Origin of the sequence: Sodalis glossinidius str. 'morsitans' (assembly GCF_000010085.1) — a bacterium.
Classification (GTDB): Bacteria; Pseudomonadota; Gammaproteobacteria; order Enterobacterales; family Enterobacteriaceae; genus Sodalis; species Sodalis glossinidius.
In genome coordinates, this window is record NC_007712.1 from 4,069,364 (window position 1) to 4,085,324 (window position 15,961).

Annotated in this window: 17 protein-coding genes, 4 tRNA genes and 1 pseudogene; 3 read left to right on the plus strand and 19 right to left on the minus strand. The window is 53.3% G+C overall.

Going from position 1 to position 15,961, the window contains the following annotated elements:
• Window positions 1–66 precede the first annotated feature (66 nt).
• Window positions 67–478 (minus strand): annotated as a pseudogene (locus SGP1_RS35400) (DapH/DapD/GlmU-related protein); the annotation flags it as partial.
• Between the two features lie 163 nt (window positions 479–641).
• Between SGP1_RS35400 and SGP1_RS21565 the strand changes: the two are divergent.
• Together SGP1_RS21565 and SGP1_RS21570 are read left to right on the plus strand one after the other, a co-directional pair.
• Window positions 642–833, plus strand: a complete 192-nt coding sequence (locus tag SGP1_RS21565) for a hypothetical protein (RefSeq protein WP_041867291.1) — start codon at window positions 642–644, stop codon at window positions 831–833.
• A gap of 62 nt (window positions 834–895) precedes the next feature.
• The gene (locus SGP1_RS21570) at window positions 896–1,885 is read left to right on the plus strand and encodes a LacI family DNA-binding transcriptional regulator (protein WP_011412177.1); all 990 of its coding nucleotides are present in this window, start codon (window positions 896–898) and stop codon (window positions 1,883–1,885) included.
• A 194-nt stretch (window positions 1,886–2,079) separates the two neighbouring features.
• On the opposite strand, the gene SGP1_RS32215 is transcribed toward SGP1_RS21570, so the two are convergent.
• From SGP1_RS32215 to SGP1_RS32230, 4 genes are all read right to left on the minus strand, one after another.
• Entirely contained in the window at window positions 2,080–2,601 is a 522-nt protein-coding gene (locus tag SGP1_RS32215) for an FAD-dependent oxidoreductase (protein WP_041867292.1), read from the minus strand.
• A 173-nt stretch (window positions 2,602–2,774) separates the two neighbouring features.
• Window positions 2,775–3,512 (minus strand): FAD-dependent oxidoreductase, encoded by a 738-nt coding sequence (locus SGP1_RS32220; RefSeq protein WP_198408756.1) that lies wholly within the window; start codon window positions 3,510–3,512, stop codon window positions 2,775–2,777.
• Window positions 3,513–3,524: 12 nt separating this feature from the next.
• Entirely contained in the window at window positions 3,525–3,707 is a 183-nt protein-coding gene (locus SGP1_RS32225; protein ID WP_198408757.1) for a hypothetical protein, read from the minus strand.
• A 213-nt stretch (window positions 3,708–3,920) separates the two neighbouring features.
• Complete coding sequence (locus tag SGP1_RS32230; protein ID WP_198408758.1) at window positions 3,921–4,220, minus strand: hypothetical protein; 300 nt, start codon at window positions 4,218–4,220, stop codon at window positions 3,921–3,923.
• Window positions 4,221–4,750: 530 nt separating this feature from the next.
• Between SGP1_RS32230 and SGP1_RS21590 the strand changes: the two genes are divergently transcribed.
• A complete protein-coding gene (locus SGP1_RS21590; RefSeq protein WP_011412178.1) occupies window positions 4,751–5,617 on the plus strand; it encodes an IS5 family transposase in 867 nt (288 codons plus the stop codon).
• A gap of 35 nt (window positions 5,618–5,652) precedes the next feature.
• On the opposite strand, the gene SGP1_RS21595 is transcribed toward SGP1_RS21590, so the two are convergent.
• The 14 genes from SGP1_RS21595 to rfbA all read right to left on the minus strand — a co-directional run bounded on the left by SGP1_RS21595 (window position 5,653) and on the right by rfbA (window position 15,949).
• The gene (locus SGP1_RS21595; protein WP_050747904.1) at window positions 5,653–6,363 is read right to left on the minus strand and encodes a DegT/DnrJ/EryC1/StrS family aminotransferase; all 711 of its coding nucleotides are present in this window, start codon (window positions 6,361–6,363) and stop codon (window positions 5,653–5,655) included.
• 99 nt (window positions 6,364–6,462) lie between these two features.
• Window positions 6,463–6,888, minus strand: a complete 426-nt coding sequence (locus SGP1_RS35405; RefSeq protein WP_158302470.1) for an NAD-dependent epimerase/dehydratase family protein — start codon at window positions 6,886–6,888, stop codon at window positions 6,463–6,465.
• Between the two features lie 16 nt (window positions 6,889–6,904).
• Complete coding sequence (locus SGP1_RS35410) at window positions 6,905–7,447, minus strand: NAD-dependent epimerase/dehydratase family protein (protein ID WP_083765043.1); 543 nt, start codon at window positions 7,445–7,447, stop codon at window positions 6,905–6,907.
• Between the two features lie 753 nt (window positions 7,448–8,200).
• A tRNA-Pro gene (locus tag SGP1_RS21605) sits at window positions 8,201–8,277 on the minus strand.
• Window positions 8,278–8,357: 80 nt separating this feature from the next.
• Window positions 8,358–8,444, minus strand: a tRNA-Leu gene (locus SGP1_RS21610).
• 14 nt (window positions 8,445–8,458) lie between these two features.
• Window positions 8,459–8,534 (minus strand) — tRNA-His (locus SGP1_RS21615).
• 61 nt (window positions 8,535–8,595) lie between these two features.
• Window positions 8,596–8,672, minus strand: a tRNA-Arg gene (locus SGP1_RS21620).
• A gap of 127 nt (window positions 8,673–8,799) precedes the next feature.
• Entirely contained in the window at window positions 8,800–9,540 is a 741-nt protein-coding gene (gene wecG, locus SGP1_RS21625) for a lipopolysaccharide N-acetylmannosaminouronosyltransferase (RefSeq protein ID WP_011412180.1), read from the minus strand.
• Between the two features lie 27 nt (window positions 9,541–9,567).
• Window positions 9,568–10,917, minus strand: coding sequence for an ECA oligosaccharide polymerase (wzyE, locus tag SGP1_RS21630; protein WP_011412181.1), 1,350 nt, complete (start codon window positions 10,915–10,917; stop codon window positions 9,568–9,570).
• Window positions 10,914–11,999, minus strand: a complete 1,086-nt coding sequence (locus SGP1_RS21635) for a TDP-N-acetylfucosamine:lipid II N-acetylfucosaminyltransferase (protein WP_011412182.1) — start codon at window positions 11,997–11,999, stop codon at window positions 10,914–10,916. The genes wzyE and SGP1_RS21635 overlap by 4 nt, the downstream gene beginning before the upstream one ends.
• Window positions 11,996–13,246, minus strand: coding sequence for a lipid III flippase WzxE (gene wzxE / locus SGP1_RS21640; RefSeq protein WP_011412183.1), 1,251 nt, complete (start codon window positions 13,244–13,246; stop codon window positions 11,996–11,998). The genes SGP1_RS21635 and wzxE overlap by 4 nt, the downstream gene beginning before the upstream one ends.
• Window position 13,247: 1 nt before the next feature.
• The gene (gene rffA / locus SGP1_RS21645; protein ID WP_011412184.1) at window positions 13,248–14,369 is read right to left on the minus strand and encodes a dTDP-4-amino-4,6-dideoxygalactose transaminase; all 1,122 of its coding nucleotides are present in this window, start codon (window positions 14,367–14,369) and stop codon (window positions 13,248–13,250) included.
• Complete coding sequence (rffC, locus tag SGP1_RS21650) at window positions 14,356–15,090, minus strand: dTDP-4-amino-4,6-dideoxy-D-galactose acyltransferase (RefSeq protein WP_041867293.1); 735 nt, start codon at window positions 15,088–15,090, stop codon at window positions 14,356–14,358. The genes rffA and rffC overlap by 14 nt, the downstream gene beginning before the upstream one ends.
• A complete protein-coding gene (rfbA, locus tag SGP1_RS21655) occupies window positions 15,068–15,949 on the minus strand; it encodes a glucose-1-phosphate thymidylyltransferase RfbA (protein WP_011412186.1) in 882 nt (293 codons plus the stop codon). The genes rffC and rfbA overlap by 23 nt, the downstream gene beginning before the upstream one ends.
• Window positions 15,950–15,961 lie beyond the last annotated feature (12 nt).

Below are 15,961 nucleotides of genomic sequence, written 5' to 3' on the forward strand. Positions count from 1 at the left end.
AATTGTATTTCTTCAATAATCGTCGCCAGCAACCCCTCCGCCTCAACCGCCCCGGCGGCCGGAAGCGTCGCGGGTTACGACGCTTCCGGCGGCGATGATTGCCCCTTCGCCGATGGTGACACCGGGCATAATCATGGCGCGCATGCCGAGCCAACAGCCATCCCCGAGCCGGGTATCGCCTTTCGGCACATAGGACGCTTGAATGGTTTCCATAAACGGATATAAAGAAAACCAATCAGCACGGTGGGTGTTATTCCCCCCCATCAGCGATGCAAACGTAATCGCCAATCCACAGCTGGTCAAGGGTGCCGAGCGGCACCCATTGCTGGCTGACGCTGTCGCCGTGCAGGTAGCGGACCACGCTTTTTTCAAAGCCGTCATCCCAGTATTCGCTGTAATAACTGTGTTCGCCCGAGATGTGAATATTCGAGTTGGTCACCGTCTGGTGAAGATATTCTACCTTGAACCAAGGTTTAATGTTGTCAGATATGGTTTAAATCTCATAAAGGGATAAAAGCCACGGAACGTCATTCCGCAGCAGTGAAAGCACGTTCAACTTTCACTGCCGGATTAAGCGATACGGGGATGGTGCATCAGCGGATAAATAAGCATAACAATGACCTGCGATAATGAATTAACGGATGAGCGAACGTCGCCAGATGCCGCCCCTGCTTAGGCTGCCAATCGCCCATGCGCCGCTTCCTGAGGAAACCGGCCACCGCAACGATACCGAATACGACCTGGCCCGGACGCGGGAACGTTTGCCTGCCGTGATGATACCCGTCCGGCATGATTTTTCCAAGCTGCGTGAGATCTCATTGAATTTGTCTTAAGCTGCGCCGACGCAGAAAAAGCGTTATACTGGCGTTCTGGACTTTTTTTATCATGCTGGATTATGGCCAAAAGTGTAGAGCAAATAGCAACTGAATTAGGCTTATCCATCACCACCATCAGGCTGGTACTTAATGGAAAGGCCGAACAATATCGGATCAGCGCGCGTACACAGGAAAGGATAAATAGCTATGTCGCAGAACATGGCTATACCCTCAACTATACGGCGCGCAGCCTGAAGCTAAATAAAACCGATACTCTGGGGTTAATCGTTCCCCGATTATCAAACTCCTTTTTCTCCAATTTGGCAGAAAAACTTGAGTTACGCTGTCGTGAAGAAGGCTATCACCTGGTCATTAGCAGTAGCTATAGCGATTCACAGCGCGAAAAGAAACTGGTGGAATCCATGGTGCAGCGCAATATCGATGGGCTGTTTATCGTCCCCTCGTCCCGCGCCGCACAAAAATATCACGTTGAACGCGCCAAGAAACCCATCGTAGTTCTCGACCGGGATTTCGGCCTGGATAATTGCGCCCTGGTCGTGAGTGATAACTTCAACGGGAGCGCGGAACTCACCCGCGCCATGCTGAACGCGCGCGCAGAACCGATCATTTTTCTGGGAGGCGACATTCAGCAGCCCAGCATCCGCGCGCGCTTGCAGGGATATCAGCAAGCGTTGGCGGATCATGGGTTGCCTGTACAGCCCCAATGGATCCTGGAAAGCGCCCATAACCGCCGAATGGACGGCGAAAAAATGATGCATGATTATCTGTCGCAGCACGCTACGCCGCCGAACGCCTTCATTGCCTCATCGCTGCAGGTGCTGGAAGGGGCATTAAGCCAGTTAAGAACGTTGCACGGCTATATTTCCCGCGACATCAACATCGGCACTTTCGATGAACATCCCATGCTGAGTTTTCTGCCCAACAATCTCTGGTCGGTCAAACAGGATGAAAATATCTGGGCCGATGAAGCCTTCAATACCATGCTGCACATCCTGCAGCGGGAAGCGCCCCGACACGTGCTCCGCATTATTCCCATGACGCTTGTCTAGCTTCAACTTTATGTTAATTAAATAATAGTTAAAATATGGGCCGCGCGTAGCGCACGATGACAGTGGGCAAGAGGGGTTAGCATGCTTATAGCAGGCTCCAACGCGCTAAACGGCTGACCGCTCACAGGGCGCCGGTGCAAAAAAAATGCCCGCCTTCATGGCGGGCATTGACAGTGGCCAGAATGGCAATACGGCTAGTCTTGAAATTTTTTCAACACATCGTCACGGGTAATGAATTTATCCCGTCCTTTGATATACGCTTTCACACATTCCGTCGTGTGAGCCTGTTCACGGGCAGTTTTTTCCTTATCGCGCCAGAGTGACGCACCGAAAGCCAGCAGCTGTTCCTGAACCGCTTTAACGTCGATTTCACGCGGTTGTACGCCCTTTATTGCGCACAGTCCCTCTACTACGCCCGAAGCCTGACCAATGCCCATAATCCCGCCTTGGGTACGGTAAGATCCGTGCGCCTGACTAGTACCGGAAATACAGCGACCGCTCAAGACGATGCCATCGATATTCGCAGGCACCAGGCAACGCAGCGGAATATCATAGGTGTCTTTCAGATCGATCCAGTGACCGCCTTGTCCATCTTGGCGGTAACCTTCGGCACCGTTGGGGTTGTGAATATAAATCTGGAAATAGCCGCGCGAGCCCACTTCGTTACTGGTATCGTTCACCCAAGCTTTTTCAAAGCCCGGAACATACTTGATCATGAACTCCGATACCGATTCAAGCTGCCGGCGTCCTTCCAGCTCGGCGAGAGAACGTTATTCCGAATCGGATAAATCGAAGCCATAAACGCAGGTAGCGTTAAAGTGGATGCTGCCCGAGTGTACGCTATTGAGGACAATGATGCTATCGCGGCCGAATTTCAACTCGCCGGCGTCTACCGCCTCTGTTTCACCAGTTTCTTGAAGCCCTGTGCCACAAAATAGTGCTGCTTTAAACGATCGTCATACGGACGCAGCGGGACACAATCGGTTTTAAACTCGAAATCGTCCGGGTTGGCGCAGATATAGTCATACACTTTATCTACATCCAAGTCCGCCATTTCAAACATCGCCGAACCGGGCTGCGCTTTATGGGTTACCACATCGCCGTAAACATAATCCGCGCCGGCTTTAATGGCGACATCGCCGTCGTCCGAGCAATCGATCACGACTTTACTGCGGAACGTATAATCTTTGTCCTTGGCGGAGATGGTTACGCCGGTAACTTTATTTCCTTCTTTGAGAATATCGCGGATAAATACGTGAAAAAAGATATCAACACCTGCTTCCACCAGCATTTCCTGCGCTACGTATTTGTATTTCTCACGATCGTAAAAGCCCAGCGACGCGCCGCTACCGTAGGGATCCAAGGTTTTAAGATGTTCGGTGCTGCCGCCGGCCGCCATCAGCTCATCCATGAATTCCTGCGGAATGCCGTCAATGACCTGCTCATCACCATAATGAAAAGGTGAAATAGGCCCGATAAGCGAGTTTGTAGCGGTACCGCCGAGAAAGCCCAACAGTTCCACGACAAGCGTTTTCGCCTCCGTCTTGGCTGAAGCCAATGCGGCCATAACGCCGGCCGGTACGCTGCCAACAACGATGACATCATATTCTGATTTAAAACTTTTCATTCTGTCTACTCCTTAATAAAAACGCTTCTCTAGTTTTTCAGTAAGATGGGAAAGATAAGAGGTCTCTTTTTTAAAGGTTTCGGTTAAGCCATTATCATTTTGTTGCCGGCTGGTGGTACCCATCGGCAAATACATGACGCTGGCAAGATAATATTTGGCATTGACCGGGTAATATTGCCGTTCAATTAAGTACATAATCGACAGGTCCTACGCCAATTCTTGTGCCCTTTCATCCTGGTAATTTTCACATAACCACACATACAGTTTCGGGTGGAAATTAGCCATGACGCCGCTGTAGCCCGCTGCTCCTTGTTTCAACGAATCAAGCAAGGTGATGGTATTGGCGTTATAAATCTTTATGGTACTACCTTGGGTTAACGCAATTCTTCGCAACAATATTGTCGCATCTCAGCAGGTATCTTTAATGAAATAGAACCTGCCGGTTGACAAACAAAACTTAATGATCTCATCAGACAGCAGGCGTTTATAGGGATAAGGACATTCGTATAAGCCCAGCGCCATTTCCGGATCCAGATTATCCAGCAATGCCTGGCAATTCCGAATCCAGCATTCATCGCTTTCATTCTCACGCGCCAAGCGGTTGGTAATTAAGATCAACGCCTCGGCACCGGTCTTCTCCATCGCCTGCATTTCCGTTATTTGATCACCGATATCATCCGAGACGTGACCGGAGGTGATGACCGGCACGCGTCCCGCGCTGATGTCTTTCACCGTTCGGGTAACGTTAACGCGTTCCTCAAGCGTCAGAAAGAATTGCTCGCTTGATTAGCAGACGGTAAAAAGTCCCGCTACGCCCTGGTCAATGTACCAATTGACCAATGTTTTTAATGACTCATAATCTACGTCGCCATTTTTTTAAAGGGCGTCAACATCACTGGCCATACCCCACCCGGGAAAGACTTACACATGCCCTACTCCTGTAATTAACTACCATATGAATAATGAATATTGCGCGCCCCCGCTTTATTAGTCGGCGGCATCAACGGACACATTTCCCTGCCGTGTTACGGCTTTTTCAGCCTGGCGGCCGTGGCGTTCTTTCAAGAAGAAGGCTGTGAGTACGGTGACCATCGACGCGGCGGTCACATACAGCGCGGCCGCCGTCGTAGCGCGCCAGTGAGGTCGCGATGAGCGGTGTAAACGGCTTTGTTGAATAAATATAACTTTTAGGTGATCGTCTGCTCAGATCACTACCGTCATTTCAACATCTGCACTCCATGGCAAAGCAAAAGTTTAAAATAACCAACTGGTCCACTTACAACAAAGCTCTCAAGCAGCGCGGGGCTCTGACGATATGGCTGGATGAGTCGGCAATTGTTGCATGGACGGAAAAAACAACGCCTGAACGGCGTGGCCGGCCGCTTCACTACGCAGATATGGCTATCACCACTGTTCTGATGATGAAACGCGTGTTTGGCCTTTCGTTAAGCGCTTTACAGGGCTTCGTTGACGCCATTTTTAAACTGATGGTGCTGCCGCTAAGATACCCAGACTACTCGCTGATCAGCAAGCGAGCAAAGACAGTTAAGATCAGCATAAAAACGCCTACCCGTGGTGAAATCTCACCTCTAGTCATTGACGGAACCGGCCTGAAGGTCTTTGGCGAAGGCGAATGGAAAGTCCGACAGCATGGTGCCGACAGACGGAGGGTGTGGCGTAAGCTGCATATGGCCGCAGACAGTGTAACGCATGAGATTATCTGTGCTGACTTATCGCCCAGCGGTAAGACGGATGCTCAGGCCCTACCAGCTCTGATAAACCAGACCCAGCGGAAAAGCAGGGAAGCGTCGGCTGATGGCGCTTGCGATACCCGCTACTGTCATGATGCTCTGCTGAGGAAGAAAATAAGGCCTCTTATTCCTCCACGAGGTGGGGCGCAATATTGGCCAGACCGATACCATGAGCGTAACTACGCCGTTGCGAATCAGCGTCTAAGCGGCAATAACGATGTATGGAAAAAGCAAGTGGGCTATCATCTAAGTCTGCGTGACTATGATGCGCAGGTAGGTGAGACAATGGCGATGGTCAAAGCGCTTAACAAAATGACGCTGTTAGGAATGCCGAACAGCATCCGGATCGCATAACAATCGATCTGCTAGGGGGGGCGTAGTCACACAAGTTATGATTTATTCAACAAAGCTGGTATCTGCTGCAGGTGAATACCGGGTATCGAGGTTAATTTTTCGGCATAGGCTTTAGCGGCTGCCTGTCTTAATCTAAGGTGCTCCGGCAGCAAATCGAAGGAAGCAATACCCATCAAACAACTTATCTCATTGAGTCTTCCATTAGTCCCTATATAGGTGCAATCACCGGGATTGCCGTATTCTCGGTAGATTCGTAACCGTTGGGCCAAGGCAGCATCCCGCGTGAAAACAAGGCCACCTTCTCCCGTCACCAGCGTTTTCGTCGGGGTAGTGCTAAAGACTTCAGCGTCACCAAAACGCCCCATTTTCACGTTATTCAATGTTGATCCCATACCATGGGCGGCATCGAATATAAGCTTGATGTTATTGCCTTTGGCAATTTTTTCGAGGGCAAGACAATCGGCTGGCACGCCGAAAACATGAACTGCAAGTATGGCTTCCGTCTGCTTGGTTATTTTCTTCTCCAAATCACTGACGCTGATATTATAGGTTTCTGGACAACTATCCACAAACACAGACGTGGCGCCTGCTTGAACAATGGCATTAGCCGATGCACAAAAGGTAAATGATGGCACCAATACTTCCCCGGTTATGCCAAGCGCTTCCAGCGTGATGGTGAGGCCAATCGTGACAGAAGATACGGCAACGACATGCATACGCGGGTCTTCCGCATACTCTTTAGCCATCTGTTAATATACCTGTAGATACTTTACCTTGGTAAGCATGCCCGACGTCATGATTTCCGCTATTCTCTCTTGCAGGGTGTCGATCGAAGGAAATTCCTTTTAAGGTAAGTTATGTTTCAGGGTTTTAACATTACTGTAGATAGTCAGATCAGGATCTGGCACCATATGGCTTCTCACCAGCATCTCTATCTCTCTAATACCTCTGCTTATGTCATAATCAGCAGAAAACCCTAGTTCGTCTCGGATTTTACCAAAAGAAACGCGATAGCTTCTATTATCTGTTATTGTTGACTCATTTTTTAGCAGGATGTCAGGAAGACAGCCGCAGATCATATTTCCCAATTCAGACAAAGTCATATTCAATTGGTCATCACCGATATTGAACGTCTTCCCGCTCACCTTCCCCTCCGGCGAATCCAGGATTAGGGTTATGGCCTTGGCCACATCCCGACAATGAATAAACGGACGCCATTGTTGCCCGCCATGAATCACGTATTCTCCCCTGTTGACTGCACTAGCGGTCATACCATTCACCGCTAAATCAAATCGCATTCTCCGTGAATGCACCAAAAACCGTAGAGAATCGACATAGCGTCACGACTAAGTCATCTTTGTAGGCCTGCGCGATAGCTTCACCTTTGACTTTGGTTTCTGAGTAGTAATCGAACGGATTCAATCTTGAATCTTCGGTAAAAATATCATCACCATAACCGTACACGCTACAGCTGGAGGCAAAGACTATGTTTTTGACATTTCCTCTGGCGGCCTCATCAAAGATTCGTCTGGTGGCAACGACATTAACTTCATGACAAAAATCTTTATCAAAGGAACATGCCGGATTGCCTACAATCCCAGCCAAATGAATAATTTTATCAATAGTGCTGATCGATTTGCGAAGATGCGCTGTGATTTGTATATCCCCTTTTTGCATCTCAAAACGATTCAATCCATAAAAGGGCCGTAATCCTGACAGACCGAATGTCCCATTATCCAAAACGCGGACAAAGTGACCCTGAGAAAGTAGCTGTCTCACTAAATGGGTACCGATGTAGCCAGCTCCACCTGTAACAAGAATCCTTTCCATACCCGTTTCCACTATCCATTAAATGACGAATCCTATTTCCGTTAGATGGAATATTCATTTCATTATCTACAACATTAATGGTAGTTATATGATTAGATTGCAGTCAAGTAAGGAAATAATAAAAATACTCATGTTGTTTTTTATAGCCATATCATGTCATATTTAACTAAATATATGATGTAAGTATTTTTTACAATTAAGTAATGACTTTTTTTATAATTTTATGTCTCTATTTTCAAAGATCAGTAAATCTCAGGTCTTATTTACTTATTTAAGCTTATCACTTATTTTATTACTGGTATAAAAGCATTAATTTGAGTTAGGGATTAATAAGGCGAATAAGCGCTAATATATTTACTTATTATATTAATAATAAACAATATTTCATTTTGCTGACGTGTTGCCATCGCGCTAAAAGAGCAGTGGATGTGCCATCGTGTTTTACTCGAACCTATTTTAATCGAAAAAAAGGGACTCTTTTAAAAAAGAGCGAGTGATAAGCGCTATGGCGGGACTCATCTTTGTCTCAGCGGGTGTATTGGGCCGTGTTGTGGGACTTGGTCATCACACACCAAGCGGGACAAACCGCCGTAATAAGCCCCTAATCCAAGGGGTAGCGAACGCCTTATCGGCAAAGGTGAGTTAAGCGTTAGCATCAGAGGATGCGGGCCAAAACAACAACAAGCCATAATAACTTGCTGTTTCTATTGGAAAAATTTCCTGGACATCGTCTAACAAGCTCTTTGGGGAATATGGTCGGCGAGAGAGGATTCGAACCTCCGACCCACTGGTCCCAAACCAGTTGCGCTACCAAGCTGCGCTACTCGCCGAGATGATACGCTACGCATGCCACCGTGAGCAAGCTCATACCGGGCACCGACAGGCATGTAATACTGGCAAATCAAGGATGTGGTGCGAAGAGAGGGACTTGAACCCTCACGTCCGTTAAGACACTAACACCTGAAGCTAGCGCGTCTACCAATTCCGCCACCTTCGCATGCCCACTAATAATGGGGTGACTGATGGGACTCGAACCCACGACAACTGGAATCACAATCCAGGGCTCTACCAACTGAGCTACAATCACCATTACTGATTACTATCGCAACGCGGCATTAGACTTACCACGGCTCTGCGCACAAATGTGATGGTGCGCCCGACAGGATTCGAACCTGAGACCTCTGCCTCCGGAGGGCAGCGCTCTATCCAGCTGAGCTACGGGCGCGTAGCGCCGTTGCGGGTGGGGATAGTACGGATTTACGCGCCGGCTGTCTAGTGATTTTTCAAAGAAATGATGCGTTCGATTACCCTTTGCTCACTTACGTCGACGGCGCGCCTTTTCCTTCCACTCGCTACAGGCGTCCGCTGATATGATAGCCCAGATAACGTAAAAGTTTAAGCTGGCGCTGCAGGCGTGACGGCTGGCTTAATAGACGGTAAAGCCACTCCAGACCAAGATCCTGCCATCCCTTGGGCGCGCGCTTGACGTGTCTGGTAAACACGTCATAGGTACCGCCCACGCCCATGTACAGCGCCGCAGGATGCTCCCGCCGGATTAACGCTATCAGTTGCTCCTGACGCGGCGACCCCATGGCAACGGTGACAATGGCGGCCCCGCTGGCGCGGATGCGTTCAACCAGGGCCGGCTGTGCGTCGACGCTAAAATAACCATCCTGCCGGCCGACAATGTTGACATTCCAGCGTGCGCGCAGTTGCGCTTCGGTCCGCATCAGCACCACCGGGCGGCCGCCGACCAAAAACACCGGCACACCCTCCCTGCCGGCGCGGGCCATTAAATCTTCCCATAAATCCGCCCCTGCAATACGGCTTACTTCGGCATGGCGATATTTACGGCGGATCGAACGCACGATGCTGATACCATCGGCATATTTGTATTCCGCCTCGTCGAGCAACTTTTTCAGCGCCGCATCCCGCTCGGCGTTGAGCACTTTCTCGGCGTTAATCGCCACCAGCGTGCCGGTTTTAAGCCGTCCGCCTGCAAACAGATAATCGATGAAGTCAGCCCGATCGCGAAATCCCCACAGGGACAGGCCGCGGATTTGATAGTGGGGTACCCCGTCGTTATTATGCATTCTCTTTTTCCCATGGGGTGTAATCGGTTACGGCATAGCGTTGTAGTCGTTTAATCCGGCGGTGCGCGGCCGAATGAATCCCGCATGTCGGAACAGCAGGAACAAAAGTTTGGCCACGAGCAGACATAGCCCGAATATCAGACAGAAAAACACCACCCGTGAAACAAACGCATCCACGCCTTCACGCGCCAATACAATCATATTGAATACCGCACCAAAGCAAAATGATTGCAGCAACGAAGCGCGGTAGCGATCCCCCGCCGCCTTGCCGCGTTCATAGAGCGTATCGAACCCCTTAATAACAAGCCCGACCACGACAGCGCCCAGCGGGATAAAACCTACCCCGCCCATCACCACGAGCGAGCCGATTAGCGTGGGTGATATCGCCAATCCTGAATGGTTGACCAGCACTTCCCAGGTAAAGTAATTCGCCGTATTGAGCACCAATGATGGCCTGTCAGGCCACAGCCAGCCGGGAATAAAGACGTAAAAATCACGCACGATGGGCGCCAACCCCTGAAAATCAATATGGCCATAGTTTTGCAGCAGCAGCGCCAGATTTTCCCAGGGCGAGAAGGTATCACGCGTTAAATAGAGAAAAGTATAAAACGCCTCATCGCTGCTGACATTCAGACCATAGCGTTTCAGCGCCAGCCAGAACATGCCCCCGATCGCCACAACGCCAGCGCCCGCCAGCATCCACAACGTGATCCAGCCGCGTTGAATACCGATAAACAAAAACAATGCGAAGGCAATGATGATATTGGCGCGGGTGCCGCCCACCACGAGATAGGTGAAAATACCGAAGGCGACCGTGGTGATGAGGAATATTATCCAGCGGCGCCGGGTCGGCTGCAGGAAGTAAATCAGCAGCATGGCGGGGATGAAAAAATAAAAGAAGCGCTTTAACGCAACGCCGGAGACATCGCTTGAGAAGATCTGGCTGTAGGCGCGCAGCCGGAACAGCAGGAAACCGTTCTGCATGAAGAAGATTAAAACCGTTGCTAAGGCAATGAGTGCAAGCAGCAGCCAAAGCAAATGAATTTCGGTGCGGCTGATGCTGAACCAGGGCGGCCGAGGGCCGCGTGGACGAGCGAAAAGACGGGTTTTGTAGCTGACATAATAGATGCCGTAGAAGGAGGTCGCCGCCAATAATGCCTCAAGCAGGTTGTCCACCGGGACCACCTCAACGCCGTAGCGAAACACCAGCAGGCAGGTAAAAGGGAAGCCGAGATAAAACGTCAACAGGTATAACAAGGAGAAAAAGACATTGAAATTAAACCTGACCCACCGAAACTCCCGGTAGGTCAGCGCCGCCACCAACGTGAGCGATAATATATAGACCACCAGCAGGCCGCCGAACTGCGCAAGGGTCATAGCGGTACTCCCGCGGCGATGGAGAGCGCCTGGCGCCAGCCTTGCAGGATATTGGGGTAAAAAAAGTCGATGCGCGCCGGATCCAGCGCTAGCATGCGCCGCTGCGCCTCGCGGATCATGGCGGCGTCGAGCGCGTCATCCTCATACAGCACCGGCACCTGCTGCGCCTGAAGATCCTGGCAGAACGGATTGTGCCGGCTGAGCACGAAAGGCAGGCCAAGCTGGATCAACAGGCTCAGCGTGCCGATACCCTGCTGGCGTGGAAACAGAAAATAGCCGGCATCGCACTGCCGCAGTAGCGCGAGATAATCGTCAAAGGCCAACTGTTCGGTGAGAATCTGTACCTGCCCAGCCGGGAAGCAGCGCTCTGCCTGCGCCCGCACCGTGGCAATATAGGCATCGTTGCCGGCGGGATAGCCCATCGGCACAATTATGCTTACTCCGGTACCAAAGTGATGATGAATGGCGCGCAGTGCCTGACTGTGGCGGTTAGACGCATCACCGGAATTCCCCACCAGCAGCGTCAGCGGCCGATTGTCTGCCTTATCAGGCGTCGCCCGCGCGATATCCGTGGCCAGACGGGTGGGAAAATAGAGCAGCGAAGCCGGTACCGACGGATGACGCTGGCGGTAACAGGCCAGGTCGCCCCGGGTCGCGAGCACATGGCCAACCCGTCCCTGAGCACGGCGGCGCAGCAGATAGAACCACCGGTGGCGCAGACGGCGTGAATCTTCATACAGATCCGCGCCCCATACGTGCCAACTCAGGCGCGCCGGGCGTATTTTGCCCGTCAGCATCGCCAGCCAGAGCGAGGGATTGAATTGGCCGTGCAGAAAATAGCGTTCGTCCGGCGCCGCGGCGGCGCCGCGGATCAGCGCTTTGGTCAATGCCCGTTTGCTGTCGAACCGTTCAATATCCAGCTGGCCGCAATGGGAAAAAGGCGCGTTGTCCCGGGCAACCACCATAAAACGCCGGGTCTGCGCCGGCGGGCAAATTGCCGCCAGCGTATCGTTAAAGAAACGCAACACCGTCACATTATGATGCGGGATATCGGAACCCAGCACATGGATCAAATTACTCATTTTTTCCTAAGATAGAGTAAGAACAAACCGCCGCACAGCGCGAAATAGACGATATAGGTGGCCATATAGGCCTGGGTCGCGCCCAGCGCGCCGTGACGCGGAATAAGCCAGTGGGAAAACCCGGTCAGCAGGACAAACTGGGTGATTTCAGCCAATAAATAGACTCGCAGCGCCGCCCGGGCCACCACCAGATAGCCAAAAACATAGGCGCCCACTTTAAGAACATCCCCCACCAGTTGCCAGGCAAATAAGCCGCTCATCGCGCTGAATTCGGCGGAAAACAAAATCCGTATCGCCACATCGCGCAGCCGCCAAAGCGCCAGACTGACCGCCGCCACCGCCGGCAAGACAAACCGCAGCGCGCACGCGATTTCCCGTGCCACCGCCCGTTTATCGGTTAATCGCGAAAGCGTGGGCAATAAATAAACGGTAAACGAGGCGGTGATAAACTGCAAATAGGCGTCCGAGATACTGCTGACGCCCTGCCAGATCCCCACCGCCGCCCACCCCTCGCTGCGCGCCAGTAAATTCCGCATCATCACATAGGCCACCGGCAGCGTGACCGCGGTAATGAGCGCCATAACGGTGAACTTGCTCAACAAGGCGGCATAGCCGCTGTCCCAGGCGGGCAACAAGAATGACAGCGGCAGTCGACGCCGGTACCACAACATGAACACTACCGGCAACAGCGCCATCGCCGGCAGCAGCGCCAATCCGGCCAACGCCCCCGCATAACCACCCAGGCGATAGCAGGCGAAGAAGGCCGCGACGCCGAGCAGACTGCCGGCGCTGACGGCAAGGGCATTGCCGGCGGCGTCGCGGTATCCTTTCAAGATAGCCAGCCCCAGATTGGCGCAGGCGATGCCAAGCTGGATCACCGCCAACGCAACAATGGCGCCCCGATATCGCTCGTGGCCGAACAGTGCGCGGCTGACCGGATCAGCGGCAAAGATGAACACGGCCGCCAGCAGCAGCGAGGAGCCGAGGACCATCGCCGAACCGGTGCCCAACGCCGCGCGCAGCTGCTCCGGCTGATGCTGGTGCTCCGCCACCAATTTGGTCATACCGTTGAAGATGCCGGCGCCGGACAACACGCCCAGCACCGTGACCAACTGGCGGTAATTCCCCACCTGCCCCACGCCGTCGGGGCCAAAGGCCACCGCTAACACTTTTACTACCAGCAGGCCGGCGCCGATTTTAATCAGCGTGGACAGTGCAGTCCAGACCGAGGCGTTCACCAGCGGCATATCAGCGGTAGTAGCCGTGTATCGCGTCGATGACGCGTTGCTGATCGTCGTCGCTCAGATTATAAAACAGCGGTAGACGCACCAGGCGTCGGCTTTCGCTACCCGTGTAGCGATCGCTGCCGTGGAACCGGCCAAAGCGGCGGCCCGCCGGACTGTCGTGTAGCGGGATATAATGAAACACGGTCAAGATGTCCGCCGCTTTCATATGGCGGATGAAGGCGTCGCGGTCATCGATATCGCGCAATTTGACGTAAAACATATGCGCATTGTGCTGACAAGTCGCCGGAACGGACGGCAACATCAGGCCGCCCAGAGGTTCCAGCGCGGAAGCGTAGCGATGCCACAGCGCCAGGCGGCGTAGATTGATGGTGTCCGCCGCCTCCAGCTGTGCCCATAAGTAGGCGGCTTGCAAATCGGCCATCAAGTAACTGGAACCAATATCGAGCCAGGTATATTTATCCACCTGCCCGAGGAAAAACTGGCTGCGGTTGGTGCCTTTTTCGCGAATGATCTCCGCCCGCTCGACCAGAGTCGCGTCATTGATAAGTGTCGCGCCGCCTTCACCACCGGCGGTATAGTTTTTGGTTTCGTGGAAACTAAAGCAGCCGATATGGCCGATAGTGCCCAGGGCGCGCCCCTTATAGGTCGCCATGACCCCCTGGGCGGCATCCTCCACGACCCACAAACGATGCCGCTCGGCGATGGCCATTATAGTATCCATTTCGCAGGCTACACCGGCATAGTGGACCGGCACAATGGCGCGGGTTTTTAGCGTAATCGCCGCCTCTATCAGCGTTTCATCGATATTCAGGGTGTCCGGGCGGATATCGACGAACACAATGGTCGCACCGCGCAGTACAAAGGCGTTAGCGGTGGAAACGAAAGTGTAGCTCGGCATAATGACTTCATCGCCGGGACGAATATCCAGCAGGATGGCCGCCATCTCCAGCGAGGCGGTGCAAGAAGGCGTAAGCAACACCTTCGCGCTGCCGAAGCGCTGCTGCAGCCATTGCTGGCAGCGCTGGGTAAATCCGCCGTCGCCGCACAACTTGCCGCTGCCCATGGCGGCCTGCATAAAGCCCAGTTCGGTACCGACCACAGGTGGCGCGTTAAATGGAATCATGAGGTCCTCGGTATAACCAATGCGCGGCATGCACAATCTGCGCGCCGCTTGCCAGATAAAGCCGCAGCGCCGGCAGATTGGCGGTTTGCGTCGCCACCCGCAGTTGACTGAAGCCGCGACTGCGACACCAGCCCAACGCCGCGCGGCACAGCAATTTGCCGGTACCGCGACCGCGGGCGGCGTAAGACACCGCCAACAGGCCGATACGCGCCGTTTGTTCGCCGATATCCCTGAGCGTCACCAGCCCTTCCAGGCCGGTGGGCCCGTCCGCCACCAGGCAGAGATGATCAAAACTGCCGCGCACGGCGTTTTCCACCCACTGGGCATAAAAACGCTGGCGCTCCTCATCGCTAAACCACGGCGGCCGAAAGCGGCTCAGCGTCAGCGTCTGCGCCGCCAACGCGCGCAGCGCGGGAATATCGGAGGCCTCCGCCACGCGCATTTCCGCCGCCGGCAACGCCGCGACGGGCGCACCGCCGGAGCTGGCTGGCAAGGTATAGCAGCAGTCTATTTCACCTTCTACCGGCCGAAAGCCTAGGGCGCTGAGCGCATCCATTTGCGCCGTTGCCTGCGCCGCCACTTTCGCCTGCACCAACGCAAACGCCGTAAGTCCCCCGGACGTCAGACAGGGCGCGGCATCATCAAATGCGACACGGCCCAGACGGCGGCCAAAAAAGTCGCTCTCCCAGGTCAGGAGATCAGTATTGGCGTGGACGGACATTGAGCAGATCCAACAGATATTGTCCATAACCGGTTTTCGCCAGTGCCTGCGCCGCGCGCCGCGCGCCGTCATCATCGAGCCAACCGTTGCGCCAACCGATTTCCTCCAGACAGGCGATTTTAAACCCCTGGCGCTTCTCAACGGTCTGCACAAAGGTACTGGCTTCAATCAGGCTGTCATGAGTGCCGGTATCCAGCCAGGCAAAACCCCGCCCCAGCAGCTCGACGTGCAGCCCGCGCTGCTCCAGATACATCTGGTTTATCGACGTAATCTCCAGTTCTCCGCGCGCCGAAGGCGTGACCCGCCTGGCGAAATCCACCACCTGACGATCATAGAAATAAAGCCCGGTCACCGCCCAGCGTGAGCGTGGATGGGCCGGTTTTTCCTCAAGCGCGACGGCGCGAAAATCGTCGTCGAACGCCACCACGCCGAAACGCTCAGGATCCATCACCTGATAGGCGAATAGCGTCGCGCCCTGCTCGCGTGACGCCACCTGCCGCAGCTTGGGACTGAACCCCTGACCGAAATAGATATTATCGCCGAGCACCAGGCAGCAACGGTCACCGCCGATAAAGCTTTCGCCAATCAGGAACGCCTGCGCTATGCCGTCGGGACTCGGCTGGGCGGCATAAGTCAGACGAACGCCAAACGCCTCGCCCGCGCCGAGCAACCGCTTGAATAATGGCATCTCTTCTGGTGTGGTGATAATCAGAATGTCGCGGATCCCCGCCAGCATCAGTACAGATAGCGGATAATAAATCATCGGCTTGTCGTACACGGGCAACAGCTGTTTGGAAATACCGCGGGTAATCGGATAGAGGCGACTGCCGCTGCCGCCCGCCAAGACAATACCTTTCATCTGCACTCCTCG